Source organism: Streptomyces sp. Tu 2975, assembly GCF_009832925.1.
Taxonomy (GTDB): Bacteria; Actinomycetota; Actinomycetes; order Streptomycetales; family Streptomycetaceae; genus Streptomyces.
In genome coordinates this window covers 6,957,626-6,973,450 of the sequence record NZ_CP047140.1, presented here as the reverse complement: position 1 = coordinate 6,973,450, position 15,825 = coordinate 6,957,626, and the positions used below count along the sequence as shown (strand labels likewise).

General features: G+C 72.7%; 16 protein-coding genes and 2 pseudogenes. 8 read left to right on the top strand and 10 right to left on the bottom strand.

Annotation, left to right across the window (positions count from 1 at the left end):
* Positions 1–13: 13 nt before the first annotated feature.
* The 3 genes from GLX30_RS31340 to GLX30_RS31330 all read left to right on the top strand — a co-directional run bounded on the left by GLX30_RS31340 (position 14) and on the right by GLX30_RS31330 (position 1,856).
* A complete protein-coding gene (locus GLX30_RS31340; RefSeq protein ID WP_159695345.1) occupies positions 14–853 on the top strand; it encodes a DeoR/GlpR family DNA-binding transcription regulator in 840 nt (279 codons plus the stop codon).
* A 5-nt stretch (positions 854–858) separates the two neighbouring features.
* Positions 859–1,305, top strand: a complete 447-nt coding sequence (locus tag GLX30_RS31335) for an SRPBCC family protein (RefSeq protein WP_159694317.1) — start codon at positions 859–861, stop codon at positions 1,303–1,305.
* Between the two features lie 71 nt (positions 1,306–1,376).
* Positions 1,377–1,856, top strand: a complete 480-nt coding sequence (locus tag GLX30_RS31330; protein WP_159694316.1) for an SRPBCC family protein — start codon at positions 1,377–1,379, stop codon at positions 1,854–1,856.
* Between the two features lie 16 nt (positions 1,857–1,872).
* Here GLX30_RS31330 and GLX30_RS31325 read toward each other — a convergent pair whose 3' ends face one another.
* Entirely contained in the window at positions 1,873–3,009 is a 1,137-nt protein-coding gene (locus GLX30_RS31325; protein WP_159694315.1) for a PLP-dependent cysteine synthase family protein, read from the bottom strand.
* A gap of 194 nt (positions 3,010–3,203) precedes the next feature.
* Between GLX30_RS31325 and GLX30_RS31320 the strand changes: the two genes are divergently transcribed.
* Together GLX30_RS31320 and GLX30_RS31315 are read left to right on the top strand one after the other, a co-directional pair.
* On the top strand, positions 3,204–3,527 hold the full coding sequence (locus tag GLX30_RS31320) for a hypothetical protein (RefSeq protein WP_159694314.1): 324 nt from the start codon (positions 3,204–3,206) through the stop codon (positions 3,525–3,527).
* Between the two features lie 179 nt (positions 3,528–3,706).
* Positions 3,707–4,243, top strand: coding sequence for an ATP-binding protein (locus tag GLX30_RS31315; RefSeq protein WP_159694313.1), 537 nt, complete (start codon positions 3,707–3,709; stop codon positions 4,241–4,243).
* Between the two features lie 146 nt (positions 4,244–4,389).
* Here the strand turns inward: GLX30_RS31315 and GLX30_RS31310 are convergent, their stop codons facing one another.
* From GLX30_RS31310 to GLX30_RS31300, 3 genes are all read right to left on the bottom strand, one after another.
* Entirely contained in the window at positions 4,390–4,674 is a 285-nt protein-coding gene (locus GLX30_RS31310; RefSeq protein WP_159694312.1) for an SHOCT domain-containing protein, read from the bottom strand.
* Between the two features lie 293 nt (positions 4,675–4,967).
* Entirely contained in the window at positions 4,968–5,831 is an 864-nt protein-coding gene (locus tag GLX30_RS31305; protein ID WP_244258334.1) for a YhjD/YihY/BrkB family envelope integrity protein, read from the bottom strand.
* Positions 5,832–6,045: 214 nt separating this feature from the next.
* A complete protein-coding gene (locus tag GLX30_RS31300) occupies positions 6,046–7,260 on the bottom strand; it encodes an ROK family protein (protein ID WP_159694311.1) in 1,215 nt (404 codons plus the stop codon).
* 97 nt (positions 7,261–7,357) lie between these two features.
* Between GLX30_RS31300 and GLX30_RS31295 the strand changes: the two genes are divergently transcribed.
* Both GLX30_RS31295 and GLX30_RS31290 read left to right on the top strand, forming a co-directional pair.
* Positions 7,358–8,593: an MFS transporter gene (locus GLX30_RS31295; protein ID WP_159694310.1), complete on the top strand. Its 1,236-nt coding sequence runs from the start codon at positions 7,358–7,360 to the stop codon at positions 8,591–8,593.
* A gap of 95 nt (positions 8,594–8,688) precedes the next feature.
* Complete coding sequence (locus tag GLX30_RS31290; RefSeq protein ID WP_159694309.1) at positions 8,689–9,432, top strand: maleylpyruvate isomerase family mycothiol-dependent enzyme; 744 nt, start codon at positions 8,689–8,691, stop codon at positions 9,430–9,432.
* A gap of 28 nt (positions 9,433–9,460) precedes the next feature.
* On the opposite strand, the pseudogene GLX30_RS31285 reads toward GLX30_RS31290, so the two are convergent.
* The 5 genes and pseudogenes from GLX30_RS31285 to GLX30_RS31265 all read right to left on the bottom strand — a co-directional run.
* Positions 9,461–9,982 (bottom strand): annotated as a pseudogene (locus GLX30_RS31285) (DUF4328 domain-containing protein); the annotation flags it as partial.
* 10 nt (positions 9,983–9,992) lie between these two features.
* Positions 9,993–10,523 (bottom strand): hypothetical protein, encoded by a 531-nt coding sequence (locus tag GLX30_RS31280; RefSeq protein ID WP_159694307.1) that lies wholly within the window; start codon positions 10,521–10,523, stop codon positions 9,993–9,995.
* Positions 10,524–10,632: 109 nt separating this feature from the next.
* Entirely contained in the window at positions 10,633–11,298 is a 666-nt protein-coding gene (locus tag GLX30_RS31275; RefSeq protein WP_159694306.1) for a response regulator transcription factor, read from the bottom strand.
* Positions 11,295–12,548, bottom strand: a complete 1,254-nt coding sequence (locus GLX30_RS31270; RefSeq protein WP_159694305.1) for a sensor histidine kinase — start codon at positions 12,546–12,548, stop codon at positions 11,295–11,297. The genes GLX30_RS31275 and GLX30_RS31270 overlap by 4 nt, the downstream gene beginning before the upstream one ends.
* Positions 12,549–12,777: 229 nt before the next feature.
* Positions 12,778–13,508, bottom strand: a pseudogene (locus GLX30_RS31265) (TetR/AcrR family transcriptional regulator).
* A 186-nt stretch (positions 13,509–13,694) separates the two neighbouring features.
* Here GLX30_RS31265 and GLX30_RS31260 point away from each other — a divergent pair.
* Positions 13,695–14,144, top strand: coding sequence for a nitroreductase family deazaflavin-dependent oxidoreductase (locus GLX30_RS31260; protein ID WP_159694304.1), 450 nt, complete (start codon positions 13,695–13,697; stop codon positions 14,142–14,144).
* A gap of 298 nt (positions 14,145–14,442) precedes the next feature.
* Here the strand turns inward: GLX30_RS31260 and GLX30_RS31255 are convergent, their stop codons facing one another.
* Complete coding sequence (locus tag GLX30_RS31255; RefSeq protein ID WP_347879792.1) at positions 14,443–15,690, bottom strand: geranylgeranyl reductase family protein; 1,248 nt, start codon at positions 15,688–15,690, stop codon at positions 14,443–14,445.
* Positions 15,691–15,825: the final 135 nt, after the last annotated feature.

Genomic DNA, 15,825 nt, shown 5'->3' with positions numbered 1-15,825 from the left:
ACCGGCCCCGGCGGTGAGCGACAACCAGAACCTCCTCGCGGAGCAGCGGCGTGCTCTGATCCTCGACGAGGTGCGCAGGCGCGGCGGGGTCCGGGTCAACGAACTCACCCGCAAGCTCAATGTCTCCGACATGACGGTGCGGCGCGATCTGGACGCTCTGGCGCGGCAGGGTGTCGTGGAGAAGGTGCACGGCGGCGCCGTCCCGGTGGTCGAGGCGAGCACCCACGAGCCCGGATTCGAGGCGAAGTCGGCGCTGGAGCTGAGCGCGAAGGAGGACATCGCGCGGGCCGCGGCGGCGCTGGTGGCGGCCGGCAGCGCGATCGCCCTGTCCGGCGGGACGACGACGTACGCGCTGGCTCACCATCTGCTGGACGTGCCGGACCTGACTGTCGTCACCAACTCGGTGCGGGTGGCCGACGTCTTCCATACGGCACAGCGGTCGGGCGGGGCGGGCGGCCAGCGGCCGGGCGCCGCGACGGTGGTGCTCACCGGGGGGGTGCGCACGCCGTCGGACTCGCTGGTCGGACCGGTGGCCGACCAGGCGATCCGCTCGCTGCACTTCGATGTGCTGTTCCTCGGCGTGCACGGCATCTCGGCGGAGGCCGGCCTGTCGACGCCGAACCTCGCGGAGGCGGAGACGAACCGCCACCTCGTACAGGCGGCGCGCCGGGTGGTGGTGGTCGCGGACCACACCAAGTGGGGGACGGTGGGCCTCAGTTCTTTCGCCGGGCTCGACGACGTGGACACCTTGGTCACCGACTCGGGGCTGCCGGCCGCGGTTCGCGAGGAGATCGCCGAGCATCTGCCCTCGCTCGTCGTGGCGGGCGAACAGGCCGACGCGCAGGACGGCTGAGCGCCGTGAGCACCTTCCGTATCGGACGGGTCACCGCTCTGCCGGCCACCGAGTGCTGGTTGAAGGTCACGGACTGGCCGGCGCACGGGGCCGCGGTGCCGATGACCGCCGTCACGGTGTCGGGCCCCGGGCCCAGCGGCGTGGGGACCTTGGTCGTCGCGCGCAGCGGGGCGGGCCGGTTCGGCTTCGACGATCCGATGGAGATCGTCGAATGGGAGCCGCCGTCGGCCGGTCGGCGGGGCCGCTGCCGGCTGGAGAAGCGCGGCCGGGTGATCACCGGCTGGGCCGAGATCGAGGTCCACGGCACGGACTCGGGTTCGGTGGTCCTGTGGGTGGAGGAGCTGCGTCTCGCGCTGCTGCCGCGGCTGCTGGACCGGCTGGTGGCCAGGGCGGGAAGACAGGTGTTCGCCCGCGCGCTCGACGAACTTCTGAACGGCCGGGCGGGGCGCTGAGGGCGGACATCGGACCGAGCTGCGGCTATGGTGTGCGGTCCCGTCGTCCGCGCTGGAGTGAGGACCCCCCCATGGCACGTCAACTCCGTCCTGTAGAGCTGGAGTTCGTGGAGAGAGCACCGGTGCGTCTGGTCTTCTCTGCACATCTCGCTGCGTCGCCACAGGCGTTGTACGCGGCACTCGCCGACGATGTCGCCGGCTGGCCCGAGTGGTTCACCGCCGTGACCGCGGCCCGGCCCGTGGACGACGGCGCGGGCCGCGAGATCAGACTCAAGGGCGGCACGGTGTTCACGGAGACGGTCCTCGCGCGGGAGCCGGACACCCGCTACGCCTATCGCGTCGACCAGACCAACGCCCCTGGCCTGCGGGCCCTGTTGGAGGAGTGGCGGATCACCCCGACGCCGACCGGCTCCCGGGTGCAGTGGACGTTCGCGGCCGACGGGCCCGCGCCGTTGCGGATCGTGCTGCGCCTGGGCCGCCCCGGGCTGGGGCGCGCCTTCAAGGACGCGGTGCGCAATCTGGACCGCCGGCTGGGCCGTTCCACCGGCTGACCATGGAGCCGGCCGGTCAGCAGGGCCAGACGCCGCCGGCGAGGAACTCCTCGACGGCGACCGTGTACGGGCGGATGTCCAGCCCCTGTTCGGCGAGCCAGCCGTCCGAGTAGTACTTGTCGAGATAGCGGTCGCCCGGGTCGCAGATGAGGGTGACGACGCTCCCCTTCTCGCCTGCGGCCACCATCTCCGAGACGATCTTGAAGGCGCTCCACAGGCCGGTACCGGTGGAGCCGCCCGCCTTGCGCCCGATGGCCTTTTCCAGAGCCCGTACGGCGGCGACGCTGGCCGCGTCGGGCACCTTCATCATCCGGTCGATGGCCCCCGGCACGAAGCTGGGCTCCATACGGGGCCGGCCGATGCCTTCGATCCGCGAGCCGCAGTCGCTGCTGGCCCGGGGGTCGCCGTGGGTCCAGCCGTCGAAGAAACAGGAGTTCTCCGGGTCGGGGACGCAGATGCGGGTGTCGTGCTGCATGTAGTGCACGTAGCGGGCGATGGTCGCCGAGGTGCCCCCGGTGCCGGCGGTCGCGACGATCCAGGCCGGCTCGGGGTACCGCTCGAGGCGCAGTTGCTGGTAGATCGACTCGGCGATGTTGTTGTTGCCGCGCCAGTCGGTGGCCCGTTCGGCATAGGTGAACTGGTCCATGTAGTGGCCGCCGGTGCGTTCGGCGAGCGCGGCGGACTCCTCGTACATCCTGCGCGGATCGTCGACGAAGTGGCACTGCCCGCCGTGGAACTGGATCAGGCGGATCTTCTCGGCGCTCGTGGTGCGCGGCATGACGGCGACGAAGGGCACCCCGATCAGCTTGGCGAAGTACGCCTCCGAGACGGCGGTCGAGCCGCTGGACGCCTCGATGACGGGCTTGCCCGGTCTGATCCAGCCGTTGCAGAGCCCGTACAGGAACAGGGAGCGGGCCAGCCGGTGCTTGAGGCTGCCGGTGGGGTGGGTGGACTCGTCCTTGAGGTAGAGGTCGATCCCCCACTGCTCGGGCAGCGGGAAGCGCAGCAGGTGCGTGTCGGCCGACCGGTTGGCGTCGGCCTGGACCTTGCGTACGGCCTCTTTGAGCCATGCACGGTAGTGGGGATCGCTGCGGTCGACGTCGACGGTCACGGCCGGCGCGCCCGGCGCCCGCTGCTGCCCGGTGCTGTTCATCACGTCGTCCTCCGTCTGCGGTCGTCGGTGCCGTCATCCGGCCACACGGGCAACAGTAAGCCTGCCACCTGCGTAAACGTTCGCTTTGGGTATCCATAGGCGCAGCTTGTGGCGTGACTGCGCCGGGCGTACTGGTGTGCACGGCGCGAGTTGTGCACACTTCCAGGAGAGTCGCTGCAAAGGGGGCGGACGCAATGGCCATGGCAGAACCGGAATTCAGCGCCACGGGAGTGCGTATCGAGCGCTGGCCACGCTCGCTCACCCGGGCCGGACAGGTGCTGATCAAGGACGGCAGGCTGGCGCTGATGACCAGTTACGGCCGGGTGATCGAGAGCGCGCCCGTGCGTGCGGTCACCGCCGGACGGCCGTGGTTCGCGGGCGACGACAGCACGGTTGCGACGCTCAACGGCAAGCGGTACCGGCTGACCATGGGGCAGCGCAGCCGGCGGCCGGACGCCCGCGCCCTGGCCGGGCGATTCCTCGAAGCGGTGCGCGGGGCAGGCGGTTCCGAGCACTGAGAGGCGCGGAAGTCCTGTGAGTTGCGGGCCAGTCGGGGATGGTCCACGCTGGTTCCACATCACTCAGGGTGCACCGGCGGTTACGCTGCGAGCCAGCCCCGCCGGTCTGATCAGCAGGTCGGCCCACTGCTGGATCGCTTTTCTCGTCTTCTTCCGGACTATTTCGGGGAGTCGCAGCCGTGATCAGCCAGCCAAGCAGGCACTGCACGGTGGAGCTCCAGGCCCTGCCGTCGCGGATCGGTCAGGTCCGCAGAATCATCTCGGCGCAACTGCGCTACTGGCATCTCGATCCCTTGATCGACCAGGCAGCGCTGGGCGTCACCGAGCTGCTGACCAATGTCCACCGGCATGCTCAGCCGGACAAGATGTGCACCGTGGACGTCGAGCTCCTGCTCGACCGGCTCACGGTGTCCGTCCACGACCACGATCCGCGGATGCCGACCGTGCGCAGACCGGGGACGTCCGCCACCTCGGGACGGGGCCTCGCGCTGGTGGCCGCCATGAGCGAGAGCTGGGGCGTGAGACCGCAGGGCGACAGCGGCAAGGTCGTCTGGTTCACTCTTCCCGCCTCCTCCCCGGCCGTGACCATGCCGCCCCGTGCGGCGGTCTACGGGGCGACGACCATCGGCCCGTTCACCGGGGCCCCGGAGGCCGAGATCCTGCCGGTCGTACCGGAGACGGAGACGGCTGCCGCCCGGTCGGCCGTTGCCGGCTGACCGGGCGGGCAGGGGGCCGCGCGTCATGCGGCGGCGACGGCGCGCAGCACGTCGAGGCCTGCGGCGCGGCGTTGGGGCCGCCGGCCGCGAGCGCCCCCGCCACCACGCCGACGACCCGGGGGGCGTCCCGGTGGTGACGGTGCCGGTCATGCCGCACTGCCCTTCGAGACGCGGCCGAACTGCTCCTCCAGGACCGACAGGCGCAGCCAGTACTCCTCCTCGTCGATCTCGCCCGCGGCGAAGCGGCGGCCGAGGACGGCGATGGGCGAACTCTCGGCGAGCGGCGGGCGGGCGCCCTGCCAACGCGCGGGACGGCCGCGCCAGATCCCCGTGCGGCGCAGGACGGCAAAGGCTCCCACGACGACGGCCGCCCAGATCAGCGGGAAGAACAGGATCCACGGGCCGGGCCCGTCGTAGGCGAGCGTGTTCATCTCGATCAGCTCCTCGGTGGCGATGGGTGCGTTTCCTTCTTCGCTTCGAGGCTCCCGCCGGCAGGGGGTGCGGGTCGTCGTACGGCCGGCGGCAGTGTGCGTACCACCCGCGGAGTACGGGGCGCACGCACGGCTGCTTCCCCCGCGGCACCCGGCCTCTGTACCTACCGGTATGTACGTTGCTCCACGTCACACTCCGGGCGGACGACCGGCCCGGGGCGGACGGCGATCGCTACCAGGTGCTGCACCCGCAGCCTGAGCGCCCGGCGCTGCGGAGCGGCATACCCTGGTGATCACAGCTTCGGCGGGCCCTGCTGCCCTGGTCGGCCCCGGCGAATCCGTGCCAGATGCCACCTCGTCCACATCTCATGGCCGACGCGTCCCGCGATCGCGCCGCCGTAGACGACCACTCCCACGCCCACGAGCCAGGACTGGACCACGAGAACCGTGCCGAAAGGGCCGTAGGTCACCGCGTTCGACGCGATCAGCGGGGAGAAGACCAGCTGGGAGAAGACCCGCAGCCCCAGTAGGGCGATGGCCGTCGCGACGGCCCCCGGCAGCAAGGCCCGCCAGCGGACCCGTCCGCAGAGCAGGACCCGCTGGGACGCCCAGAAGAACAGCACCGTGCCCGCCAGGTCGCCGATCGCCCCGATCGCCGCCGACAGCAGCGACTCCCCCGGCAGCGGTGTGCTCACGAAGATCATCAGATAGATGATCAGCATCCCCAGCCACACGACATGCCGCCACATCGTGTGCCAGCGGGCCGCAGGCAGGTCCCAGACCTTCTCGTACGTGGTCTGCACGGCGGAGCCGAACGTGAGCCCGAAGACGGCGAGCGCGCCGAGACCGAACGCGGTGGTCCGCTGCAGCGCCTGGCGCGGCAGACCGAACAGCCGCTCCACCTCGTCCTGGGAGGACTCCGCGAGCCCCAGCGCCTGGCTCATCCACCGGGCGAAGCCCTGGCCGCTCGCCGGGTCGGTGGCCGCGACGACGATGAGCAGCGGCACGAGCGTCAGGAAGCCGAGTGCGGCGAAGCCCATGGCACGGTGCATCAGTTCGAGCCGACGGCCACGGCTCCAGCCGACCCCGAGGGGCGACTCGGCCAGCTTGCGCCACAGGCGCAGCAGACGGTGCGGGCGGGCGGGGTCGTAGCTCACATGTCGTGGCCTACCCGAAACCGCCCGCGAACCGGCCGGTGTGCCTCCGGACGGGTGGCCCGGCCCGCGGTCGCCCGGTGCTCCTGGCGTACCGGGCCCGCGGAGCGGCGTCCGCCGGCCGCGGGGGTCACCGCCGGACCGGAGCGACGGACGCACACGCATGGGGACGGAACCGGCGGACGCCTTCGGAGGCGGCCGTCATCGGAGGGGGCCGTCAGACGAGCGCACCCAAGGGGTCGTCGAGGACCGGCTGCCAGGCCAGTTCCGCCGCGCCGACGAGGCTGTTGTGGTCGAGGGTGCAGGCCAGGATGGGGACGCCGCCGCTTCTGCCCCACAGGCTGCGGTCGGCGACCACGGCCCGCAGCCGGTCGGGATCGGCATCGAGCAGTTCCCGGTGCAGACCGCCCAGGATGATGCGGTCCGGGTTGAGGATGTTGACGAGGCCCGCCAGGCCCAGCCCCAGCCGGTCGATGAGCTCCTCCGCCGCGGCGCGCACGGACGGGTCGTCGTACTCCTCGCGGAGCAGGTCCCTGGCCCGTTGCAGCAGGGAGACCTCCGGGCCGGGGTTGCGGCCCGCCGCGGTCAGGAAGGCGAGCGGGTCCGTCTCGACGTCGAGGCAGCCCCGGCTGCCGCAGTGGCAGGGCCGGCCCTCGGGGTTCACCGTGAGGTGCCCGACCTCGAGCGCCAGACCGGAGCTGCCGCTGTGCAGGCGTCCTTCGAGCACGAGCGCACCGCCCACGCCGCGGTGGCCGGTGGCGACGCACAGCAGATGCTGCGCGCCCCGGCCGGCGCCGTGCCGGTGCTCGGCGAGGGCCGCGAGGTTGACGTCGTTGCCGGTGAAGGCGGGTCCGGTGATGCCCGCCGCGCTCACCCGCTCGGCGAAGATCTCCCGCACCGGAGCCCCGGCCGGCCAGGCCAGGTGCAGCGGGTTCAGCGCGGTGCCCTCGGGTTCCGCGACCGCGGACGGTACGGCCAGTCCGGCGCCGACGCAGCGCCGGCCGCTGCGGCGCAGCAGTTCGGCGCCGGCGTCGACGACCTCGCCGAGTACCTGGGCGGGGTCGGCCTGGACGGTGACGCAGCCGGGTGCGGTGGCGACGATCCGGCCGCCGAGGCCGACGAGTGCGGCGCGGAATCCGTCGGCGTGCACCTGTGCGGCGAGGACGACCGGGCCGGTGTCGTCGACGGACAGCCGGTGGGAGGGGCGGCCCTGCGAGCCCGCGGCCGCGCCGGGCCGGGAGTCGACGCGGATCAGGCCGAGTGCTTCCAGTTCCGCCGCGACGGCCCCGGCGGTGGCGCGGGTGACGCCGAGCTCGGCCGTGAGCACGGCACGTGTGGGCGCACGTCCGGTGTGAACCAGCTCCAGGGCGGGGCCGAGTGCACTGCGGCCCCTCTCGAGTCTCGTCCGGGTGGTCGTCGCCTTGCCGTTCATGGAGGCGAGTCTCCCATGATCCCGGGGGTGCGAGCGCTGCCGTACGGGGAATCCGGCCGCCTTGAAAGGGACCGGCCGTAGCCCCTATCCTGACTTTGTGCCGCTACTAAACAAACTCAGGACGGTCGTACCGGGTGGACCCGGCGAAGACCCCGCCCCCACCTCCCTGTCCCGCCTCCGCGTCGCCCTCACCGTCTTCTTCGCCCTCGACGGCTTCCTCTTCGCCGGCTGGGTCGTCCGCATCCCCGCGATCAAGCAGCAGACCGGCTCGTCCGCGAGCGACCTCGGCCTCGCCCTGCTCGGTGTCTCGGCCGGCGCCGTCGTCACGATGACCCTCACCGGACGGCTCTGCCGCCGCTTCGGCAGCCACTCCGTCACCGTCGCCAGCGCTGTACTGCTGTCCCTGAGCATGGCGCTGCCGCCGCTCACACACTCCGCGCTCGCGCTCGGCCTGGTGCTCCTCGTCTTCGGCGCCGCCTACGGCGGGATCAACGTCGCCATGAACAGCGCCGCGGTCGACCTCGTAAGGACGATGCGACGGCCCGTCATGCCCGGCTTCCACGCGGCGTTCAGCCTCGGCGGCATGCTCGGCGCGGGCCTCGGCGGCCTCGTCGCGGGAGGTCTGTCCCCCACCGTCCACCTGCTCGCCCTCACCGGCATCGGGCTCCTGGTCACCGCCGTCGCCGGGCCCGTACTGCTCCGTCACCCCGCGCCCACGGCCGGGACGCCGACGGCGTCCCCCGCGCCGCGCCGCCTGGAGGGCCGCACCCGCCGGCTCGTGGCGCTCTTCGGCGTCATCGCCCTGTGCACCGCGTACGGAGAGGGTGCGATGGCCGACTGGAGCGCGCTGCACCTCGAGCAGGACCTGGAGGCCCACCCGGGTCTCGCCGCCGCGGGCTACTCCCTGTTCGCGCTGACCATGACCGTAGGGCGGCTCAGCGGCACGGCGATGCTCGAACGGTTCGGTCAGACCCGCACGCTCGTCCTCGGCGGGGCGACCGCCTCCGCCGGCATGCTGATCGGCGCCCTCGGGAACTCGGTGTGGATGGCGCTGGCCGGTTTCGCCGTCGCGGGGCTGGGCCTGGCGAACATCTTCCCCGTGGCCGTAGGACGCGCCGGCGAGCTCGCCGGACCCGGCGGTGTCGCCGCCGCGTCGACCCTCGGATACGGCGGCATGCTGCTCGGCCCACCCGCGATCGGTTTCCTCGCCGACTGGTTCTCGCTGCCCGTGGCACTGACGACGGTGGCCGTACTGGCCGCCTGCGCGGCGGCCATCGCGTACGCCGCTCGTGACGCCGCCGCACACAGGGCGGTCGAGCAGACGGCGCCCTGACCCGGCTGCTGAGGAACGCAACGGGCGCCACCCGCCCCACGGTGTCCGACGGCGCCCTCTCGAGAGCCGGGCGGTCCGCTGGCACAATCGGCGTCATGGAGACCTCTGCCCTGATCAAGTCGCTCGTCCAGGAGGGCCAGTTGCTGGCTCTCGCCGCCGAGGAGGCGGGGCCGGACGCAGCCGTGCCCACGTGCCCGGCATGGCAGGTGCGCCACCTGCTGCGGCACACGGGGATGGTGCACCGATGGGCAACGGTCTTCGTCGCGGAGGGCTGCACCGAGTACCGCCCCGACGCCGGCGAACCGGATCTCGACGGCGACGAGCTGCTCGAATGGTTCCGCGAGGGCCACGGGCTGCTGGTGGGCGCGCTCAGCGAGGCCCCGCCGGACGTGAGCTGCTGGTCGTTCCTGCCGGCGCCGTCGCCGCTCCACTTCTGGGCACGGCGGCAGGCCCATGAGACGGCCGTCCACCGCGCGGACGCCCAGTCCGCTGCCGGCGGACACCCGGGGGACGTCGCGCCGGAGTTCGCCGTGGACGGCGTCGACGAACTGCTGTCGGCGTTCCACGCCCGCGGCAAGAGCCGGGTGCGCACCGATACGCCCAGGGTGCTGCGGATCAGGGCCACCGACACGGGCGACGTGTGGACCGTACGGCTGTCCTCGGAGCCGCCGCGTACCGGACGCACGGAGGAAGGGCCCGCCGACTGCGAGGTCAGCGGTACCGCGGAGCGCCTGTACCTGACGCTCTGGAACCGGCTCCCGCTCGACGCCGTGTCCGTCATCGGCGACGCCGGGCTGGCGCGGCTGTGGCGGGAGCAGTCGGGCATCACCTGGTCGTAGTCGCGGCGCTCTTCCGGGGTGGTCGCGGTCAGCGATGGCTGCCGCCCCGGCGGGCCTTGTCAGGGACGGCGGCCGGGACGAGGGGCGGGACGAGGGGTGCGGGCAGCCGGGATGCGGCGGCGGCACATTGCATGGCGGTGAGTCTGTGGACGAGCCGGATCGCGAGCGCGGCGGCGATGATGTCGATGACCTCTGCGGCGACGAGGAGTTCGGTGGCGGACACGATGTCGGGCGGCGCCTCGGCCGCCGCGTAGCTGCGTTCGCCTGCCCTCGTGACGAACCAGCTCCCGACGTAGGCGGTCCACCACAGGTTCACCGGGGTGCGAGGCTGATGCTCGTCGCCCGCGTGCGGCCGGGAACGGCTCGCCGTCCAGACCTGCGCGGCAATGCTTCGGGGGATCCACAGGTTGGCGATCGGAACGAACCACGAGCCGATCGCCCAGCCCGTGCCGCGAGTGAGCACATCAGGCGCCAGGAGGGCCGCGTTCTTCGTGACGCGGTGGAACCAGATGATGAAGACCACCACGGTGGCGAGGAAGGCCATCATCTGACGAACGCCACTACGGCGTGACCGGAGAGGCCCCCTCCTCGGACGCGGCCATGTCCGGTCCTGAGCTCACGGCGTGCTTGTCGTCGGTGCCGAGGTGCCGGATGTACGCCCAGAGGTCGAGGTGCTTGCACGCCCATACGGGGTCGTACGCCGCCGTGGGCAGTTGCGGGATTCGTTTGCGGCCCGTCTCGTCGAGTCGGTACGGCACCTCGAAGGCCGTGTTCCAGCGGTCGACGTCCGCGGCGAAGCGTTCCTCCGCTTCCCCGGCGCCGATTCCCAGGTACTGGGCGATCTCGGCCCAGGAGCTGCCCCGCTCACGCTCGTAGATCACGGCCGAGGCGAGGGCGCGTTCCGCGAGTTCGACGAGCCGGGCCGCCTGGCTCACCCGGCCGCCGGGACCGGTGTCCGGGTCGTGGCGGGTGGGAACCAGGCCTTCGGCGCTCCTGGAAACGTCCACGGCGTGGTCGCAGAGGACCAGGCGGGCCAGAGCGGAGCGGGAGAACCTGGCGCGGTCGGCGTCGTAGGGCGTCGTCTCGGTCACGGGCTCAGCGTCGCAGGTCACCGCCGCTCCGGGTACCGGATCTTGCCGCGGAGCGGGTCTTCTCCGGGCGTCGGCCCGGGACCGCGTCCCTGCAGCGCGGCGCCGTGGTTCAGCCGAGCCAGCCGGGGCGCACCAGGCCCGACTCGTAGGCGAGGACGACCAGTTGGGCCCGATCTCGGGCACCGAGCTTCACCATGGTCCGGCTGACGTGCGTCTTGGCGGTGAGGGGGCTGACGACCAGGCGCCGGGCGATCTCCTCGTTGGACAGGCCGATGCCGACCAGGGCCATGACCTCCCGTTCGCGTTCCGTGAGTTCGCCGAGTCCCTGGGCCTCTGCGGGGCCCTTGGAGCGGGCGGCGAACTCGGCGATCAGACGGCGTGTCACGCCGGGCGACAGCAGCGCGTCGCCTTGCACCACCGCCCTCACGGCGCGCAGCAGTTCCTCCGGCTCGGTGTCCTTCACCAGAAAGCCGGAGGCGCCCGAGCGGATGGCCTCGAAGACGTACTCGTCGAGCTCGAAGGTGGTGAGCATGACCACCTTCACGTCCGCCAGGCGCTCGTCGCCCGTGATCCGGCGGGTGGCGGCCAGGCCGTCCGTCAGCGGCATCCTGATGTCCATCAGCACCACGTGCGGGCGCAGTTCGCCCACCAGGCGCACCGCTTCCTCGCCGTCGGACGCCTCACCCGCGACCTCGATGTCCGGCTGGGCATCCAGCAGCGCCCGGAAACCGGCCCTGACCAGCATCTGGTCGTCGGCGAGCACGACACGGATCACAGCGACTCCTTGGCCTGCACGGGAAGGTCGGCGAGAACCCGGAAACCGCCGTCCGGCCGCGGACCCGCCTCGATGGTGCCACCGAGGGCGCCGGCCCGCTCCCGCATACCGATCAGGCCGTTGCCGCTGCCGCCGGCGTCGGAGCCGGTCGCGGGCCCCTCGTCGTCGACCTGGAGGGCGAGCCTGCCGGGCGAGTACGCGATCCGTACGCGGGCGGTACGTGAACCGGAGTGCCGCACGACGTTGGTCAGGGCCTCCTGGACGATGCGGAAGGCCGCCAGGTCGGTGCCGGGCGCGAGCGCCGCCGGTTCCCCGACCCGCTCGACGTCGACGGTGAGGCCGGCGCCGGCGGCCTGTTCGACCAGTTCCGGCAGACGGTCGAGGCCGGGGGCCGGGGCGCGGGGCGCGTCGCCGGGGGTGCGCAGCGTGTCGAGGACCTGGCGTACCTCGCCGAGGGCCTCCTTGCTCGCCGCCTTGATGGTGGTCAGGGCGCTGCGGGCCTGCTCCGGGTCGGAGTCGAGCAGTGCGAGGCCGACCCCCGCCTGGACGTTGATGACGGAGATCGAGTGCGCGAGCACGTCGTGGAGTTCGCGGGCGATGCGCAGCCGTTCCTCGTCCGCCCGGCGTCGTTCCGCGGCGGCGCGCTCGGCACGTTCCCGTGCCCGGACCTCGCGTCGTACGCGCACCAGCTCCGACGCGGCGACGACCGCGATCACCCAGGCGGTGATGAACACCTCCTGACCCCAGGGCGCGGCGTCGTCACCGCCCGGGGGCAGGTACCGGTACAGCCAGTGCGCGATCAGCAGGTGCCCGGCCCAGAGCAGGCCGATGGCCCACCAGGCGGCGCGCCGGTGCCCCGCGACGACGGCGGCGAAGCAGGCGACGGCGATGGTGAGGAAGACCGGCCCGTACGGGTAGCCGGCGGCGAAGTACACGAACGCGACGGCGCAGACACCGAAGACGGTGACGACCGGATACCGCTTGCGCAGCAGGAGCAGTGCCGGGCCGGCGAGGAGGAGGACCCGCGCGAACACGTCGAGCGGTTCGCGGGTGTCCTGCTGCCCCTCCGCCGCGAAGCCCGTGCCGACCATGACGAAGACGGCGATGGCGAGGCTCGACAGCCACGGGATCCGTGCGCTGTCGTGCCGTTCCTCGAAGGCCCGCGTCCACGGCGGGCCGCCCCGGGACCACGGTCGTCCGCCGCGTGACCAGGGCGGACCTCCCTGGCCTCCGGTGCGCTGCTGTTCCATACGGCCACGCTAGACCGGCACGGCCCCGCGGGCGTCAGCCGGGCGTGGCGGTCACACGTACTCCCTGGGGAGTACGGTCGTGGGCCGGCGGCCTTCGGGAGCCCGGCCTCGGCGTGCACTCGGCGGAGTGGCGCGGCGCCCGCCGGTCGGCGCGGGCGGCGCCGGAATCCGGGGGCCGTGGCCCGGATGGCGGTCCGGCGCCGCGTGCCCTGACCGGGCGGGTACTGCGTCAGGGCGCGGTGCCGCCGACCGGCGACGCGCCGACGGCCTGGGCGCGCAGTCCCACCTCGTGGGCGATCCGGGTCACGGTGTGCTCGAAGAAGGCCTTCCGGTCCGCGACCACGTTGTTGAAGTGGCCGAAGAGCTCGAAGGAGATCGTCCCGAAGACGTGCGACCAAGCAGCGACCATCGCGGCGACGACGGGCGGCGGTAGGTCGGGGCGATGTCCGCGGCCATGCGCTCCGCTTCCGCGCGGAGCCCGGCGGGCAGCGGCGGAAGCGCGAGACCGTGCGTGCGGTGAGCGTCCCGGACGACGGAGACGAGCGCGAGGGGGACGCGGGAGGCCGCGGCGATCGTGTCCTCGGGTGCGCTGTAGCCGGGGACGGGTGAGCCGTAGACGAGGCCGTACTCGTGCGGATGGTCGAGGGCCCAGGCGCGGACGGCGGCACAGGCCGCGGTCCAGCGGGCGAGGTGGCCGGCCGAGGGCGGGGCCGCGGCGAGGGCGGACTCCGCGGCGGCGCCGGCGGTGTCGTAGGCGTCGACGATCAGGGCGGTGAGCAGGTCGTCGCGGCTGGGGAAGTAGCGGTAGAGGGCGGAGGAGGCCATGCCGAGTTCGCGGGCGACGGCGCGGAGGGAGAGCTTGGCCGCGCCTTCTGCGGCGAGTTGCGCGCGGGCCTCGGCCTTGATGGCGGCGGTGATCTCGGTGCGGGCCCGTTCCCTGGCCCCTCGGATGGTGCTCATGGTGGAACACTCTGTCACGTTCCAGAGCGGCGGCCAACAACGAGAGCAGTGCTCTTGCATTGTCGCATACCAGGGTGCACACTGATCTCAAGCGAGAGCAGTGCTCTCGAAACGAAGCACCGGCCGTAAAGAGCCGGTCGCGGATCAGGACACCGGACGGACCGGTCCAGCCAAGGGGAGAACGCCATGCCGCAGGCGCACTACATCAAGCCCAACCGGTTCGACACGCTCCTGAACAATGCCGTCGGCTGGCTCACTCGCCGGGGCATCAGCCTCATGGGCACGGCGGAGCTCTCGGTACGCGGCCGGACCAGTGGGGAGTGGCGCGCGATCCCCGTCAACCCGCTGCCCTACGACGGCGGCCCGTACCTGATCTCCGCCCGTGGCCACTCCCAGTGGGTCCGCAACCTCCGCGCCGCCGGCGGCGGGCAGCTGAAGGTCGGCCGCAGAACGCAGCAGTTCACCGCCGTGGAGCTGCCCGACGACCAGAAGCCGGAGCTGCTGCGCACCTACCTCGAGCGCTGGGGCTGGGAGGTCGGCCGATTCTTCGGCGACGTCGACGCCCGGTCGACGGACGAGGAGCTCCTCGCGGCCGCCCACCGGCATCCCGTCTTCCGGATCGCCGTCACCGGCTGACCCCGTGGGAAACGCGCTTCGGTACCCGGTGCCGGAAGGCGCGCAGGCCCGGGCGGTGCTTCCGGAACGGGCGGCCCACCGGGCCTCTGCCGGCCGGGCCCGGCTCACACGCCGCGACCGGACCGGGCGCCGAGGGGACGGGACTGGGCGCGCCCACCGGACCGCGCCCCAGGGGCAAGCAGCGCGCCGGGGCGAGCCGCCCGTCACGGCCAGGCCGTGAGCCGGAACCGAGCGGCCCGTAACGGCCGGGCCGAGCGCCCAGGCCGGGCGCGGGCGGCCCGCGGCCCGGCCGGTAGGTTCACGGCGCGGGCTGCGACGCCGCCCGCTTGTCCAGGACGTCCAGCGCACGCCGCGCCAGCGGATGCGTGCGCACCAGGCCGGCCAGCGTCGTCGACCCGCGCGTGATGTCCGCGAACGCCTTCCACGCGGGCCGGAACCCGGTCAGGACCGCGTGCAGCAGTCCCGGCCGGCGTTCGAAGACGGCCAGCATCCGCCGCCCGACCGCCATCTCGACGCCGAGCCCGGACTTGACGGCGAACGCGTAGTTCAGCGCCTGCCGGCGCGCGTCGACGGCGTCGTGGGCCTCCGCGATCCGAACGGCCCACTCCCCCGCGAGCCTCCCGGAGCGCAGCGCGAACGAGATACCTTCCCTGGTCCACGGCTCGAGCAGCCCGGCGGCGTCGCCGCAGACCAGGACCCGGCCGCGGGAGAGCGGCGAGTCGTCGCTGCGGCAGCGGGTCAGGTGGCCGGAGGAGATGGCGGGCTCGAAGCCGGCGAGCCCCAGCCGGGCGATGAAGTCCTCCAGGTACCGCTTGGTGGCAGCCCCTTCGCCGCGCGCCGAGATCACACCGACCGTCAGCGTCTGCCCCTTGGGGAACACCCAGCCGTAACTGCCGGGCATCGGGCCCCAGTCGATGAGGACCCGGCCCTCCCAGTCCTCCGCGACCGTCGCGGGGACCGGGATCTCCGCTTCGAGCCCGAGATCGACCTGGTCGAGCTTCACACCGACGTGTGCGCCTATCCGGCCGGCACTGCCGTCGGCGCCGACGACCGCTCGTGTCAGGACCGTCTCCCCGTCCGACAGCACCACGGCGACCGTGCGCCGGTCCGGCACGGCGGGGCCGTGCTGTTCGACACGGGAGACCGTCGCGCCGGTGCGCAGCACCGCTCCGGCCTTCTGCGCCTGCTCGACCAGACCGGCGTCGAACTCCGCGCGGTTGATGAGCCCGAAGAGCATGCGCTTGGAGCGGCGGGTGCGGGCGAGCCTGCCGTTGAGCGAGAAGGTCACCGCGTGCACCCGGTCACGCAGCGGCAGTTCGAAGCCGGGCGGCAGGCTGTCGCGGGACGGTCCGATGATCCCCCCGCCGCACGTCTTGTAGCGGGGCAGTTCGGCCTTCTCCAGCAGAAGCACCCTGCGGCCGGTCACCGCCGCCGCGTAGGCCGCCGACGCGCCCGCGGGCCCTCCGCCGACCACGACGACGTCCCACACGGGGTCGCCAAGCTCATTTGCCGCCTCTGCTCCGGTGGCATCGTTCTCGCTGCTCACGATGTACTTCTGCTCCCGATCCGACCTGTGGCCCAAGCTCTTGACGGCATCCTACGGCGCGGTCGCGTCCCACCCCTTGTGGGAGGATCGACCACACATTCGCCGTACACACATCGCACAACGTCGTGCCCTCGA